Annotated in this window: 12 protein-coding genes and 1 pseudogene; 8 read left to right on the top strand and 5 right to left on the bottom strand. The window is 70.4% G+C overall.

What is annotated here, in order from left to right:
* Positions 1–145: pseudogene (locus EBO15_RS01045) on the bottom strand (inositol-3-phosphate synthase); the annotation flags it as partial.
* 115 nt (positions 146–260) lie between these two features.
* On the bottom strand, positions 261–887 hold the full coding sequence (locus tag EBO15_RS01040) for a PadR family transcriptional regulator (RefSeq protein ID WP_122192342.1): 627 nt from the start codon (positions 885–887) through the stop codon (positions 261–263).
* Positions 888–1,161: 274 nt separating this feature from the next.
* Between EBO15_RS01040 and EBO15_RS45060 the strand changes: the two genes are divergently transcribed.
* The 3 genes from EBO15_RS45060 (at position 1,162) to EBO15_RS01020 (ending at position 7,653) form a co-directional block, all read left to right on the top strand.
* Entirely contained in the window at positions 1,162–1,380 is a 219-nt protein-coding gene (locus tag EBO15_RS45060; RefSeq protein WP_122192341.1) for a DUF5318 family protein, read from the top strand.
* Positions 1,381–1,992: 612 nt separating this feature from the next.
* Positions 1,993–4,464: a transglycosylase domain-containing protein gene (locus EBO15_RS01030; protein WP_122192340.1), complete on the top strand. Its 2,472-nt coding sequence runs from the start codon at positions 1,993–1,995 to the stop codon at positions 4,462–4,464.
* 564 nt (positions 4,465–5,028) lie between these two features.
* Complete coding sequence (locus tag EBO15_RS01020; RefSeq protein WP_158628091.1) at positions 5,029–7,653, top strand: transglycosylase domain-containing protein; 2,625 nt, start codon at positions 5,029–5,031, stop codon at positions 7,651–7,653.
* Positions 7,654–7,791: 138 nt separating this feature from the next.
* On the opposite strand, the gene EBO15_RS01015 is transcribed toward EBO15_RS01020, so the two are convergent.
* Positions 7,792–9,654, bottom strand: coding sequence for a serine/threonine protein kinase (locus EBO15_RS01015; protein ID WP_122192338.1), 1,863 nt, complete (start codon positions 9,652–9,654; stop codon positions 7,792–7,794).
* 167 nt (positions 9,655–9,821) lie between these two features.
* Here EBO15_RS01015 and EBO15_RS01010 point away from each other — a divergent pair, with 167 nt between their 5' ends.
* The 5 genes from EBO15_RS01010 to EBO15_RS00990 all read left to right on the top strand — a co-directional run bounded on the left by EBO15_RS01010 (position 9,822) and on the right by EBO15_RS00990 (position 13,912).
* Positions 9,822–11,108: a hypothetical protein gene (locus EBO15_RS01010; RefSeq protein ID WP_122192337.1), complete on the top strand. Its 1,287-nt coding sequence runs from the start codon at positions 9,822–9,824 to the stop codon at positions 11,106–11,108.
* 107 nt (positions 11,109–11,215) lie between these two features.
* Positions 11,216–11,656, top strand: coding sequence for a hypothetical protein (locus EBO15_RS01005; RefSeq protein WP_147481335.1), 441 nt, complete (start codon positions 11,216–11,218; stop codon positions 11,654–11,656).
* A 219-nt stretch (positions 11,657–11,875) separates the two neighbouring features.
* Complete coding sequence (locus EBO15_RS01000) at positions 11,876–12,799, top strand: D-alanyl-D-alanine carboxypeptidase family protein (RefSeq protein ID WP_122192335.1); 924 nt, start codon at positions 11,876–11,878, stop codon at positions 12,797–12,799.
* 131 nt (positions 12,800–12,930) lie between these two features.
* Complete coding sequence (locus tag EBO15_RS45690; protein ID WP_122192334.1) at positions 12,931–13,404, top strand: ribonuclease domain-containing protein; 474 nt, start codon at positions 12,931–12,933, stop codon at positions 13,402–13,404.
* A 40-nt stretch (positions 13,405–13,444) separates the two neighbouring features.
* Positions 13,445–13,912, top strand: coding sequence for a barstar family protein (locus EBO15_RS00990; protein ID WP_122192333.1), 468 nt, complete (start codon positions 13,445–13,447; stop codon positions 13,910–13,912).
* A gap of 12 nt (positions 13,913–13,924) precedes the next feature.
* Here EBO15_RS00990 and EBO15_RS00985 read toward each other — a convergent pair whose 3' ends face one another.
* Together EBO15_RS00985 and EBO15_RS00980 are read right to left on the bottom strand one after the other, a co-directional pair.
* Positions 13,925–14,326, bottom strand: coding sequence for a DUF4190 domain-containing protein (locus EBO15_RS00985; RefSeq protein WP_122192332.1), 402 nt, complete (start codon positions 14,324–14,326; stop codon positions 13,925–13,927).
* Positions 14,327–14,607: 281 nt separating this feature from the next.
* On the bottom strand, positions 14,608–15,381 hold the full coding sequence (locus EBO15_RS00980) for a deoxyribonuclease IV (RefSeq protein ID WP_122192331.1): 774 nt from the start codon (positions 15,379–15,381) through the stop codon (positions 14,608–14,610).
* Between the last annotated feature and the right edge of the window lie 55 nt (positions 15,382–15,436).

Here is a 15,436-nt window from a genome sequence, read left to right as displayed (position 1 = left end):
CACCGACGTGGTACTCGCCGAACTGGACGTGCATGAGGCCGGGGACACGCGTCTCGGGGGCCGCGTCCTTGTAGAACTCGACACCCTGGACGAGCGAAGAGGCGCAGTTCCCCACACCCACGATGGCTACGCGCACCGAACCCATCCGGTAGCTCCTTCTCTGTAGCGGTTTGCGATCCTCGCCCGCCCCGGAGGGCGAACGCCACCTCTGCGGGACATGAGGTGGTGTTCACCCGTCCCTCTCGAGGCCGTGCCGCGGGTCAGCGGCCGGTCTCCCGAGGCATGTTCTGAATCGATTGATTACGTTCTGATGTTCTTGCTTGCTCCTGCTCGGCCCGCTCGCGCCCGATCAGCTCGTTGAGCCATCGGACCTCGCGCTCGACGGACTCGAGCCCATGGTTCTGCAGCTCGAGCGTGTACGAGTCGACCCGCTCGCGGGTCCGCGCCAGCGCGGCGCGCACGCTCTCCAGCCGCTCCTCCAGCCGGCTGCGCCGGCCTTCGAGGATCCGCAGCCGCACGTCGGCGCGGGTGTGCGAGAAGAAGGCGAAGTGAACGCCGAACCCCTCGTCCTCCCACGCCGCCGGACCGGCCTCGGTGAGCAGCTGCTCGAGCCGCTCCTTGCCGTCGGCGGTGAGCTTGTACACGATCTTCGAGCGCCGGCTCTGCAGTGCCAGCGGCACGATCGGCTCCTGCGGCCGGTCCTCGACGATGAGCCCCTTGGCGAGGAGCAGCTTGAGGCACGGGTACAGCGAGCCGTACGAGAACGCGCGGAACATGCCGAGCAGGATGTTGAGCTGCTTGCGCAGCTCGTACCCGTGCATCGGGGACTCGTGGAGCAGCCCGAGCACGGCGAGCTCCAGCACGCCCGCGCCCTTCTTGCCCGCCATGAGCCCGTCCCGTTCGTTCGCAGAGCCGATGTCTCCATGTGATGTATCGAGTGAATGTATCGACTCGATACATCTGAAAGATACGTACGACGGCGCGTCATGGCAAGTCCACCCGGTGTGATCACCGCCCCATTCCCGGGTCGCATGCCATCTGACCTGCGGTTTTGTGCGGACTCGCGCTTCACTTGGACCTCGCCGCGCACAGCTTCCCCAGAGGAGCCCCGCAACCACGCAGTGGAGAACAGGCGTTCTCGCCGGCCGAGCGCCCTGCCCTGTGTGCCACGCCGTCCGGCTCACGCTCGTCCGGTACGTCTACGGGGACGAGGTCGGACGCCTTGACGGGCGGGTCGCCGCCCCCGCCGAGCCGGCCGAGATGGCGCGCCGGTACGGCGAGTTCCGGGTCTATGTGGTCGAGGTGTGCCAGAGTTGCGCCTGGAACCACCTGTCACGTTCCTACGTCCTCGGCCACGGGGATCCGCCGCCCGGACGATGAGCCCGTCCGTCCGCCGGGAACCTCCGCCGGACCTGCTCGTTCACCGCCTCCGGCCCGCGTGCGCGCCGCCGCGGACCGCGCCAGGGTCTCGCCCGCACCCGGCACGGGCCTCTCCCGTTCACCGGACGGCCCAGTACTCTTCCGACACCACACCTGTCGTAGTCCCCTGCCGAACGAGGTCACGTGAGCACTCCAGGCCAGCCCCGACCGGAACCCGGTCCGCTGCGGCCCGGCGGACGGCACGTCCCCGCGCCCGGCGGCAATCCGGACGCGTCGGCGAACAACCCCTCGACTCCCGGCCGCGACGCCTTCGGCGCGTTCGGCGGCCCCGGCGACAGCCCGCCTCCGGGCGGCTCGAGCCCTCCGGCCGGCCCGCCCGCCTTCGGCGGCGCGGGCGCCCCGGGCGGCCCGCAGGGGCCCGGAATTCCGAACGGCCCTGGCGGCCCTGGAAGTCCGAGCGGTCCAGGTGGACCCGGCGGGCCGAGTGGTTTCGGGATGCCCGGCCCCGGCCCCGGCCCCGGCCCCGGCCCCGGCGGTCCGGCGGGCCCTGGTGGCCCTGGTGGCCCTGGTGGTCCGGGGGGTGCTCCTCGTGGGTTGCCGGGTGAAGGGGCCGTGCCGGGCGTCTTCCACTTCGGGTACGGCGAGCCGGAAGGTCCGCGCGGGCCCGGAGGCCCTGGTGGTCCTGGCGGTCCCCGGGGGCCCGGCGGTCCTGGCGGCCCGGGTGGCGGGGGCCGGCGGCGGAAGCCGCAGGGGAACGGTCCGCGGCGCTGGTACGACCATCTGCGGTCCCGGTCGACGGGATGGCGGCGGTTCCTGCCGTCCTGGAAGCTGGTCGTCGGGTCCGGGCTGCTCGTCACGGCGGGCCTCGGCACGATGATCGGCATCGCGTACGCGCAGACGCCCGTCCCGGACGAGGGGAACGCGGACGCGACGAAGACCGCCGCGATCTTCTACTACGACGACGGCAAGACCGAGATCGGCCGGATCGGCAAGAACCGCATCACGGTCCCGATCAGCAAGGTGCCGATGGACGTCCGCTACGCGGTCGTCGCGGCCGAGAACCGGTCGTTCTACAGCGACAGCGGCTTCTCGGTCTCGGGCATCAGCCGCGCCGTGTGGACGAACGTGTCCGGCGGCGACACGCAGGGCGGCTCGACGATCACCCAGCAGCTCGCGAAGAACTACTACCTGAACGACAAGCGGACGATGAGCCGCAAGTTCCAGGAGCTGTTCATCTCGCTGAAGCTGGAGGACAAGCTCGGCAGCAAGGACAAGATCCTCGAGCTGTACCTCAACACGATCTACTTCGGCCGCAACTCCTACGGCATCGAGGCCGCGTCCAACACCTACTTCGGCAAGCACGTCAACGAGCTCAAGCCGGACCAGGGCGCGCTGCTCGCCGCGATCATCCAGCAGCCGGGCAAGTTCGACCCGCGCAGCGGCAACAAGCAGTGGCAGGCCGAGACCAAGGCGCGCTACCTGTACGTCCTGGACGGCATGCACAAGATGCATCACCTGTCCGACCAGCAGTTCGCGCAGTACAGCAAGCAGATGCCGCTCACGAAGGAGATCGGCGGGCCGTCCACGTTCGGCGGGCAGCGCGGGTACGTCATCAAGCGCGCGCTGAAGGAGCTGGACCGGCAGGGCATCGATGAGAAGACGGTCATCGAGAAGGGCCTGCGGATCACCACGACCTTCGACCAGGCGAAGATGACCGCCGCGCGGAAGGCCGTCGAGACGACCGTCCCGGGCGTCGACCCGGGCAAGCTGCTGAAGAAGCACATCCGGCTCGGGCTGGCGTCGGTCGACACGTCGAACGGCGAGGTCCAGGCCATCTACGGTGGCCCGAGCTACCTGAAGGACTCCTACGACAACGTCTGGATGGGCAGCGCGCAGGCCGGTTCGGCGATGAAGCCGTACGTCCTGGCGGCCGCGCTCGAGAAGGGCTACGGCCTGAAGAGCCTGGTCGAGGGACGTTCCGGACGGGGCTTCGACGGCCAGGGCAACTCGGTCGCGGGCGGCGCGGCGAACGACGTGACGCAGGGCGGACTGCCGAACTCCCACAGCGCCAAGGGCGGGATCACCCTCATCCAGGCGATGAAGGAGTCGACGAACACCGCGTTCGCCCAGCTGGCGCTGAAGACCGGCCCGTCGCAGATCGTCTCGATGGCCGAACAACTCGGCGTGAGTTCCGACATGGTCGGGAGCTACAAGGGCCAGTACGGCATCGCGCTGGGCATCAACAACATCCGGCCGATCGAGCAGGCGTCCGGGTACGCGGTGTTCGCGAACGGTGGCACCTGGTACCAGCCGCACGTGATCCGCAAGGTCGGCACGTCGGACGGCAAGGTCTTCAAGAAGCTGGACTGGGAGGTCAAGCGGGCCGCGCTGTCCAAGCCGATCACGCAGGACGTCACCTACGCGCTCCAGGGGCCGGTGAAGCCGGGCGGCACCGCGCCGTCGGCGGCACTGTCGGACCGTCCGGTGGCCGGTAAGACCGGTACGACCGACAAGAACATCGCGACGTGGTTCGTGGGGTACGTCCCGCAGATCTCGACGGCCGTGACGATGTACAACAACGACCGGAAGACGCTGGTCGTGCCGGGCATCGGCGAGGTCGTCGGCGGCAGCGTCCCGGCGAAGATCTGGCACGCCTACATGGCCGAGGCCACCAAGGGCCTGTCGGTGGAGCAGTTCCCGCCGCCCGCGTGGGTCGGCACCCCGCAGAAGTGGGTGGACGTCTACAAGGAGAAGAAGAAGGACAAGCGTCCAAAGTGGTGTGACAACAACCCGTGGGCGCAGTACGACCCGCGCTGCAAGGGCGGCGACGGCAACGGGGACGGCAATGGCAACGGGAACGGGAACGGCAAGCAGCCGTGCCAGTCGCCCTTCCCGGACGGCAACTGCGACCCGAACAAGCCGCCGTCCAACCCGCCGCCGAACTGGTGGTGCTCGATGCACGCCGGCGACCCACGCTGCAACGGCCACAAGAAGGGGCGGGGCGGTAACAACGGGCCTGCCTGGCCGTACTCCGTGACGGACGGTCCGAGGCTGCTGGTGACGCCACCGCGGGCGCGACCATGACCCCGGACTTGACCGGCTGACGATGAGCCCGGCCCGACACCCCGTCGGGCCGGGCTCGCGTCTTGTCGAGGGGTGCTGAGGCCCGTCATCGACCCTGGGTGTCCGTGACGGCACTCAGTGCAATCTCTCTCTTTCAATGACAAAACTGTAAAACCACTGCTGAAGTGGGATTTTTCGTGTCGTTCTCGCGTTGATCCGGCGTCCGGGACCGCCAGGGCCGCCCCCAGCGCCCCGTGGTGAGCAGTACTCTCGGACGACGCACAGCCGTACCCCCACCAATGAGGTCGTGTGAGTTACCGAAGCCAATACGGACCGGAAAACGGAGAGGGCCCGCCCCAGGGGCAGGGCCCCAACCGCCCCGGCGGTAGCGCCATGCCCCCCGGCCGGGGTACACCGAACGGTGACCCCGGCGCCCCCGCTCGCGGCCGCAGACCGGCCCGCGTCGGAGGCCGGGGCGCGCCGTCCCGCCAAGGGGGTGGAGGGCAGGCCGGCGGCCGCCGCGCCGCACCGCCTCAGAACGCACCACACCGCGCCGCCCCCGGCGGACCCGGCGTCGGCAGTCCCATGGGGCCGGGAGGCCCCGGACGTCCCGGTGGCGGCGGAGGCCGCGGCCCCGGTGGCGGTGGTCCTGGAGGCCCCGGCGGTCCCGGTGGTCCCAGAGGCCCTGGCGGTCCGGGCGGCCCCGGCGGACCTGGTGGTCCCGGTGGCCCGGGCGGCCCCGGAGACTTCTGGGGCGCGGAGGAGCGCGAGGACAAGCGCGGACGGCGCGGAGACGGCCGCCGCGGTAAGAAGGGCAAGCCGCGCAAGGAGGGCTGGCGCCGTTTCGCCCCCTCCTGGAAGATCGTCGCCGGTGTCACCGCGCTCGGCGTGCTGGCCTTCTCGACGCTGATCGTCGTCGGCTACATGCTCACCGACGTGCCCACGGACGCCCAGAAGGGCGTGAACGACCAGGGCATGTCGATCATGTACGCGAACGGCACGACCCCGATCGCCCGGGTCGGCACGCACCGGCAGAGCGTCTCGATCAAGGACATCCCGCCGGTCGCCCAGAAGGCGGTGCTCGCCGCCGAGGACCGCAACTTCTACAGCGAGACCTGGGGCGTCTCGCCCAAGGGCCTCGCCCGCGCCGTCTACAAGACGGCTAGCGGCGGCGACGTCCAGGGCGGTTCGACCATCACCCAGCAGCTCGCCCGGAACTACTACCAGGGCCTGAGCCGGGACAAGACGATGAGCCGGAAGGTGAAGGAGATCTTCATCTCCATCAAGCTCCGGCGGAAGATCGACCCGAACCAGATCCTGGAGATGTACCTGAACACGGTCCCGTTCGGGCGCAACGCCTACGGGATCCAGGCCGCGTCGCAGGCGTACTTCCACAAGGACGTCAAGAAGATCGACTACCAGCAGGCCGCGATGCTCGCCGCGATGATCCAGCGGCCGAGCTTCTTCGCCACGCAGGGCAAGACGATCAACCACACGCTGCTGGTCGAGCGCTGGCACTACGTCCTCAAGGGCATGACCAAGATGGGCGTCATCACCGCCGACCAGAACAGCAAGGCCGTGTTCCCCAAGACGACCAACGCGTGGAGCGACGTCAAGGGCAACGCCCAGGCCATCTACATCCAGCAGCGGGTCGACGCCGAGCTGAAGGGGTTCGGGCTCGACCCGAACTGGGCCAAGGACGGCGGGCGGATCACCACGACGCTCGAACCGAAGTGGATGGGGTACGCGGCGTCCGCGATGAAGGAAGCGGGCGTCAAGGCGTGGCCGAAGAGCGTCTACAGCGGGCTCATCGCCGTCGACCCGGCCAACGGTGAGATCAAGGCGTTCTACGGCGGCGACAAGAAGCACAACGGGGACTACGACACCGTCTTCAACCCCAGCGCCCAGGCCGGTTCGTCCTTCAAGCCGTACGTGCTGGCGACCGCGCTCAAGGCGGGCTTCAGTATCAAGTCCACGATCGACGGCCACTCGCCGCAGTGCTTCGACGGCGAAGGCGAGAACATCCCCGGCGCGACCGACCGGACGACCTGCATCAACAAGGGCGGATACCCCGTCCAGAACGACGCGGGCGACGGTCCGATGGGCACCATCGACCTGGTGAAGGCCACCGAGAAGTCGGTCAACACCGCCTACGTCAAGCTGGGCATCAAGCTGCACACCAGCGAGGTGGCGAAGACGGCCGAGGAGTTCGGCGTCCCGGACTCCTCCCTCAAGCCGCACGCGCTGGCGGGCGGCGGGTACAAGGCCGGTATCGCCCTCGGTATCGCCGACGTCCCCGCGGTCAACCAGGCGGCCGGCTACGCGGCCTTCGCCAACGGCGGCATGAAGGTCACCCCGCACCTGATCCAGCGGATCCAGCGCTACAACGCCACGAAGAAGGCGTGGGAGGACGTCAAGCTTCCCTCGGACAAGCTGAAGCCCAAGCGGATCCTGGACTCCGATCTCGCCGCCCAGGCCGACACCGCCATGCAGGCCGTGGTGCGCAGCGGTACCGCGACGGGAGCCCGCCTCGACGACGGACGGCAGGTGGCCGGCAAGACCGGTACCACCGAGCAGAACGTCGCCGCCTGGTTCGTCGGCTACATCCCGCAGCTGTCCGCGGCCGTGACGATGTTCGACAAGAACCACAAGACGATCCAGAACATCCCCGGCTTCCAGGGCAACAGCGTCTACGGTGGCACGATCCCCGCGAAGATCTGGAAGTCCTTCATGGAGAAGGTCATCCACGGGGAGAACATCCCGTCGAAGGACTTCCCGACCCCGACCTACTCGGGCACCCAGCCCAAGGCGTGGGACACGCCGACGCCGACGGACAGCCCGACCGACACGCCGACCGACACCCCGTCCTGCCCGCCCGGCCAGACTCCGGGCCCGGGCAAGGGGCGCAAGGCGTGCAAGCCGACCGGCCCGACCAGCCCGGTCACGACGCCGCCGACGACCAACACACCGCCACCGGGCAACCTTCCTCCCTGCATGGACAGGAATGGGGGGAAGCCGCTCTGCGACCCGAACAAGCCGCCGAACGGCCCAGGCATCCCGCAGCCGAAATGGTGGTGTGACAAGCACCCGGACAACGCGGACTGTGACACCACGGGCCCCGGGAACGGCGGCGGTGGCGGCGGCGGAGGGGGCGGAGGCAACAACGGCCTTTCGCCGCAGTACGCGGGAACGCCCCGCGAGTTCGACTAGAACCCGGCCGCCAGACCGTCGCGGGGTCGTCGTCCAGGAATGGGCGGCGGCCCCGCGCCCTTTGTGCCGACGAACAAGGCGCGCCCTCCCGAGCGGGAGCGGCGCGCCTTGTTCGCGCCCAGGGCTATTCGTGCGAGGTCACTGGAAGATGGTCCGCCAGGCGGTGCAGCGGCTGTAGGTGATCTGCGGGTAGGCGCCGCTCGTGTCGACGTTGCTCGCCAGGCACGTGCGGACGCGGAACATGCCGGTGCACTTGGACCCGAAGCTCGACGTGTGCGTCTCGCCCGGCTTGGCGAACTCGACGCCGTAGTCGCATTGAGGCCCGCCGTTGGAATGCTGGTGCTCGAAGACGGCCCAGCCCGTGGACGCGGACATGCGCAGGACCAGCGTCCCGACGAACCGCCCGCCCCTGGTGTCCCAGTTGCCGGAGGCGCTGATGCCGGGCGCGGCGGACGGAGCCGACCAGCTACCGGTGGTCTTCGGGGTCTTGTTCCCGTCCGGGGACGGCGACTTGCTGGGGCTGGGTGACTTGGACGGCGACTCGCTCGGGCTGCCGCCCTTCTTCGCCACCGCGGGAGTGCTGGCCCGCTTCGGGGACTTCGCCGGTGTCGTCGGCGAGGACGGCCCGGACCTGCCGGTCGCGGCGACGGGAGCGGAGGAGTGGCCGTCCGGCCAGAACGCGTACGCGGCCGTCCCGGCGACGATGAGTCCGGCCGCGACGCCCGCGGCGGCCCCGGCCATCGGATTGACGCGACGCTTGGGCGAGGGGGCGGGCGCGGGCGCGGGTGCGGGTGCGCCCGGCATCGTCTGCGGGGGCGAGAGCGGGCCCGCCGCCCCCATGCCGTGGGCCGCCGCCACGTGGGCGGGCGGCTGCGTCGCGGGAGAGTGCGCGGCGGCGGGATGCCCGGAGGAGGGGCCCTGACCTGGGAATCCAGGATGCCCAGGCACATGCGCGGCCGTCGCCGCGGGACTCCCGGGACCACCCGTGGGCACCATCGGGGCACCCTGCGCTGCACTCGGGGAGCCCTGAGCTGTGCCCGGGGAGCTCTGCGTCGCCGCCGGGGAGTTCCGCCTCGCGTCCGTGCGGGCGTTCTGGTCGCCGGACTGGAGGGGGCTCGCGGCGAGGTCGGCGCCCAGGCCGAGGATCTGGGACGCCGTGGGCTGCTGCGGGACGGTCCCGGAGGCGCGTCCGGTGAGCAGGCGCAGCAGGAGCTGGTCGGCGGCCGGACGGTGGGACGGGTCCTTGTCGAGACAGGCGGTGATCAGCGGCAGGAGGCGTTCGGGGACGCCGTCCAGCGCGGGCGGCTCGTGCAGGATGCGGTGGGTCGTCATGGCGTCCGCGCCGAACGGCGGACTACCGGTGGCGACGAAGACCAGGGTGGCGGCCCAGGCGAACACGTCGACGGCGCCGGTCGGGGACGTGCTGCTGATCTGCTCGGGGGCCATGTAGGCGGGGGTGCCGACGACGGCGGTGGTCGTGGCGGCCTCCGGCCCGGACGCGCGGGCGATGCCGAAGTCGATCACCCGCGGGCCGTCCGGGCCCATGATGACGTTGGCGGGCTTGAAGTCGCGGTGCACGATGCCGGCCTCGTGGATCGCGACGAGCGCGGTGGCGGTGGCGACGGCGATCCGGTCGAGGTCGGATCCGGTCCGCGGGCCGCGCTCGCCGACCAGCGCCTGCAGGGACGGTCCGGGCACGTACTCGCTGACCAGGAAGGGCCGTCCCTGGTCGCTGCCGACCGACAGGACGCGGGCGGTGCAGAACTGCGCGACGGCCATCGCCGCGTCCGCCTCGCGGGAGAACCGGCGGGCCACGTCGTCGGACACCGCGCCGGGCGCGTCGCCGCCGAGCAGTTTGATCGCGACCAGGCCGTGCTCGGCCGATTCGGCCAGATAGACGACGCCTTGCCCGCCGCGCCCCAGTCGGCGGCGGATATCGTACGAGCCCAGCGTCCTGGGATCCCACGGCCCCAGCGGTTCGCCTATCGCGACCGGATCCATGCGCCGGGCCCCCTTAGCTACGCGGACTATGGAATGAGACGAACGAGTATGCCGACCGAGCACCCGGACGATCAGGATTTGATGGCACAGTGAGGCTACCTACCGGCCGGCTCCGGCCGAGTGACCGCCGTGCGCTCGCCCTCTGGCTCGGGTCCTGGGTCGGCGTGATGTTCTTCGTCGCCGTCGTGCCCCGGGTGCTGCCGTCGATCTACGACGGCAAGCCGTACCTGGACCGCTGGGCCCAGTGGGACGCGGTGCGTTTCCTCAACATCGCGACCTACGGTTACGGGGGCGTCCCCGGCGAGAAGTTCGATCCAGGATGGCCCGCATTCTTCCCTGGTTATCCGCTCGCTCTCAAGTTCGTCGGGCTTTTCACGGGCGGTGACCACAAGTTCGCGGGGCTGCTGATCTCTTTCGTCGCCGGTGGTGTCGCGGCGCTCGCGCTCGGTCGCCTCGCCGAGGACGAACTGCGCGCCGCCCCGCGCCGCACCGGCATGATCCGGGCGCGGTTGTCCGGTTGGACGTCCCGTATCACCGCCGACGCCGAGGATTCGGAGAACGGCGGCGGGCGGACGGTCCGTCGCGGCGTCCACGCGACGGACGTGGCGGTGTCGCGGACGACCGTCCGCAGGTCGGCGGTATCGGCGAACGGCCATGCCGCAGCCGACACCGAGCACGAACCAACCGAGCGCGAACTGGAGGACGACGCCGGAACGGTAGGCGTCGGCGCGGTCGCGGCGATGCTGGCGGGCCCGGCGGCCGTGTTCCTGTTCGCGGGCTATTCGGAGTCGCTGTTCCTGGCGTTCGCGCTGCCCGCGTGGCTGATGGCGCGACGTGGCCGCTGGGCGTGGGCCGCGCTGCTCGCGACGCCCGCCTCGGCCGTCCGGATCACCGGGCTGTTCCTCGTCCTCGCGATGATCGTGGAGTACCTGGTCGGACGGCGCGGACGGCGTGAGCAGGGCTGGGCGCCGCTCGCCTGGCTGGTCCTGCCGTTCACCCCGCTCGCCGCGTACATGACGTACCAATGGCACCGGACCGGCGACTGGATGGCGTGGCAGCACGCGCAGGAGGCCGGCTGGCATCGCCAATTCACCATGCCTTGGGACGCGTTCTCCCTCACGTGGCGATCGGCGTTCGACACCAATTATGAATTCACGCTCGCGTTCCGTATCGAGATCTTCGCCGCGGCGGTCGGTGTTCTTCTCTCGCTTTATCTGCTTTATCGGCGGCGCTGGCCGGAGTTGGCCTATGTCGGGCTTCAGCTCGCGGCCCTGATGACCTCGTCCTTCTATCTGTCGATCGGGCGCGCGACGCTGCTGTGGTGGCCTTTGTGGCTTTGGTTCGGAATGCTGGCCCTTCGTCACCGTTGGCTGTTCGGGGCCATCATGGCGGCCGCCGTCCCGTTCGCGGTGCTTCAGTTGCTCACCTTTACCTCCGGTGGCTGGGCAGGGTAAACGCAACCTTCATCCCACGCGTGGGTTATTTCACCTGGGGACGCTTGCGTGTCGTCCGGAAAATCGGAAAAGTGGCGGATCGTCAAACCCCCTACCGAGGAGGACACATGCGGCGTACCGCTATGGCTCTGGGCACGATGGGACTCGTCGGCGCCCTGACCACTGGTACCGCTATGGCCGCGACGACCGACGCGAGCACCGCGAAGGCGCACGGCTGGAACCTGTCGGTGAAGGGTGGCAAGGCCAACGGGGCGTACACGATCTCCAAGAAGGGCTTCAAGTCCAGCCTGGACCTCAGGAAGACCGCCAAGAACGGCAAGTACCTGGTCTTCGAGCACTGGCAGGCGACCAAGGGCGGCAAGTGGGGCCGTCCGGGCGTCAACTGGACCAAGTCCAACGCGCTGTACAAGGCGACCTTCAGCGCCCCCGAGACCGGCTACCTCGGCGCCAAGCTGTGCTGGGCCGACAAGGTCACCGTGACGAAGCACGGCGTGACCTTCAAGAACCTGAAGTGCGGCAAGCTCCACACCTGGAAGCTCGCCCGCTAGTTCGGCGACCGCCACCGGCCGCAGGCCACACGTGAGAACGGCGGGACGCTCCCCAGGGCCCGGGGCGCGTCCCGCCGTTCGCGTTTCACCGCCGACCGGTCCTTCCTGAGCTCGTCCGGCCGCCCCGCCCCGGGGCATCTCGCCCGATTCCGGGCCGCCAAGGTCAAGATCTCGGAAGCGCCGAATGAATCCGCAGGTCGGAGGGGTACTCACCCGGTCATGCGGATCACGCTCCTCATGGTCGCCCCAGCCGGCCTGAGCCTCGCCCTCACCGCCCTCGCCCCGCCCGCGACCGCGGCATCACCCACCAGAACGCCCATGGGCGCCGACTTCTCCCAGCAGTCCTCCCAGCAGTCCTCTCCACAGTCCTCCTCGCACGGCGACGCCGGAGCCCCCCGCGGCGTCCACGCGCGGTCGGCCTTCCTCATGGACGACTCGTCCGGCCACGCGCTCTGGGCCCGCAACTCCCGGACGCGCCGCCCGATCGGCAGCATCACGAAGGTGATGACCGCACTGGTCGTCCTGCGCGAGGGGCACCTCGACCGGCGGATCCGCGTCCGCTCCTCCGACCTCGCGTACGCCACGGCGCGGCGCGGCTCGACCGCGCACCTGCGACCGGGCGAGCGGTTCACCGCCCGCGAGCTGCTCACCGCGATGCTGCTGCCGTCCGGATGCGACGCGGCCTCGGCCCTCGCCACCGCCTACGGCCCTGGGCGCGCCCGCTTCATCCGGAAGATGGACCGGACCGCCCGCCGCCTCCACCTGCGCGACACGTACTTCAACGACCCGTCCGGCCTTCCGCCGTCGCCCGGCTGGTCCACCGCCCGCGACCTGGTCACGCTCGGCCGGTACGCCATGCGCTTCCCGGAGCTCCGCGACATCGTCGACCGCGACCGGTACGCCGCCCACAGGACGCCCGCCCACGGACGGTACGTCTGGTACAGCACCGACACGCTCCTCGGCCGCTATCCCGGCCTGCTCGGCATCAAGAGCGGCTTCACCTCCCAGGCCGGCTACAGCTTCCTGTTCGCCGCGCGCCGCCACGGGCGCACGCTCTACGGATCCGTCCTCGACAGCTCCCGAACCCGCCCGGGCGTCCGCTTCCGCGACGCCACCCGCATGCTCAACTGGGCCTACCACTGAGCCCCGCGACCGTCACGGAGTCGGCACACCGCAGTGCCCGGCCACGATTTCGCAGGTCAGCGCGTCGGACGGGACGGGAGGCTCCGGCCGTGTGCGACGATCACCGGGTGCACAAGGAGGGTGGCGTACCGATGACGGTCGGCCGAAGGCTTCGACGGACACTGCCGGCGCTGGTCCTCGCGCCGCTGCTGGCGCTGACCGGGCTCACGGCCTGCGGCGGGACGTCGGGCGACGAGGCGGGCGCGTCCGGGCCGTCCTCGCGGAACGGCGTCCGGCAGACGGCCGGCGTGCCCAGGACCGGTCGCACGTCGGCGCCGTCCGGCGGGATGCGCGAGGTCCCGGCGTCGAGCCTGCCCGCCGAGGCGCAGCGCACCCTGAGGCTGATCGCCGCCGGCGGCCCGTTCCCCTACCGCAGGGACGGGATCACCTTCGCGAACCGCGAGCGGCGGCTGCCGTCCGAGCCGACCGGGTACTACAAGGAGTACACCGTCCCGACGCCGGGCGCGGGCGACCGCGGGGCGCGCCGCCTCATCGGCGGGCGGGCCGGTGAGCGTTACTACACCCAGGACCACTACCGCAGTTTCGTCCGGGTCACCGGGGGATGATCCGTCCGCCACGGGACGGACACGGATTTCGGGAGTTGACGTGGACGCGAACCAAGCACTCGACGAGCTGCTGACCGGACGGCTCAAGCCGGGCGTCTACCAGTGGCGGGCGGCCCCGGGACGCGCCGCCTCCCACGATCTCGGCTGGATGGAGCGCGCCGCGGAACAGGGCTGGCGCCCCTTCCACCTCGACGGCCGCCGCGCCCGCGACAAGGACGCGTTCCTGCGCCTGTGCGCCGAGGCGTTCGACCTGCCCGACTACTTCGGGAACAACTGGGACGCCCTGGAGGACTGCCTCACCGATCTCTCCTGGGCCCCGGCCGAGCAGGGCTACGTGGTGCTCTACGAGTCCTGGGCCGAACTCGCCGACGCCGACCAGGCGTCCTTCCGGACGGCCCTGGACGTCTTCGCCGAGGCCGTCGCGTCGTGGCGCGACACCCCGACCCCGATGACCGTGATGCTGTCCAGCGTCGGTGTCGAGGTCGCGGGTGTCCCCCGTCTCACCTGAGAATCGTCGTGATCAGTACGTGGTTCCCGTGCTGGACGACCCGACCATCGCCGCCCAGAGCCCGATGTAGAAGATCCAGAAGATGATCCACCCGATGGAGACGATGTAGCCGAGGATCAGGCCGGCCGTGGCCATCCCGGCGCCGCCCTCGCCGGTGCGCTTGATCTGGCTCTGCGCGATGTGCCCGAAGATGATCGCGAGCACGGCCGTGAAACCGCAGAAGAAGATCCCGATCAGGCCCAGGACCATCGACGTGGTCGCCATGCCGTTGTTGCGCGGCGCGGCGACATGGCCGCCGTAGTAGTTGTGCTGGACAGGGGCGGGCATCGGCGCGGGCTGGTACGGCGGGGGCTGCTGGGCGGCGTAGGGGTCCTGCCCGTAACCGCCGTACGGGTCGTAGGGGGGCTGTGCCATGAAGTTCCCGATCGGGTCGCGCGCCCGCTGTCGCAGCTGCTCCGCGCGTGCGCTGATGGTAGGGGGTATCCGGATTATGCCAGTGTGACCTGACATCGGGTCTGCGCGATATTAGATGGTTTGCACCCTGACCCGGTTCCCACCGCGCGCCACGAGTTCCCACTCTCCACGGCCGACACCGGCCAGCTCACGTGCGCACCGAGGCTCCGGACGGCCATGACGGCCGCCCGGAAGCGGGCGTGCGAGGGGAGTTCCGGGCCGGACGAGAAGGCGCGGAACGGTCAGGAGAGGTGGTCGCGGAGGAAGGCGATGTCGGCGGCCTGGCCGTCCGACGGCGTCTCGACGACGACCGGCGCGCCCGCGGCGCGGACCACGCCGAGGATCAGCTCCGGGTCGATCGTGCCGCCGCCCAGGTTGGCGTGCCGGTCCGCGCCGGAGTCGAAGGCGTCCCGGCTGTCGTTGCAGTGCACCAGGTCGATCCGCCCGGTGATCGCCTTGATCCGGTCGACGGCGTCCGCGAGGTCCTCGCCGCCCGCGTGCGCGTGGCAGGTGTCCAGGCAGAACCCGATCTTGGAGTCCAGGCCGGGGACGCCCGCCAGAACCTCCCAGAGCCGGGCGATCCGGTCGAACTTGCGGGCCATCGCGTTGCCGCCGCCCGCGGTGTTCTCGATCAGCACTGGCACGGGGACGTCGTCCAGCCGCTCGAACACCTTGCGCCAGTTCTCGAACCCGGTCTCCGGGTCGTCGTCCTTCAGCACGTGCCCGCCGTGCACGATCAGGCCCTTCGCGCCGACCGACGCGGCGCCCTCCAGGTGCTGCGCGAGCAGCTTGCGGCTCGGGATCCGGATCCGGTTGTTGGACGTGGCGACGTTGATGACGTACGGCGCGTGGATGAAGACGTCCACGCCGGAGCCCGCCAGGTCGGCCGCGCCCTCGGGGATGACCGGCTTCTTCCAGCCCTGCGGGTCGCCCAGGAAGAACTGGACGACGTCCGCGTTCCGGGCGCGGGCGCTGTCGAGCGGGTTGGTCTGGTCGACGTGGGCTCCGATGCGCATGGTGACGAGCCTATCCGCCTGCCGGCCCCCCGCCCCCTGAAGCGCAGGACACCCG

Source organism: Actinomadura harenae, from assembly GCF_003696215.1.
GTDB lineage: Bacteria > Actinomycetota > Actinomycetes > Streptosporangiales > Streptosporangiaceae > Spirillospora > Spirillospora harenae.
Note: the sequence above shows the minus strand (reverse complement) of the source record. Positions and strands in the feature narration are given on the sequence as shown.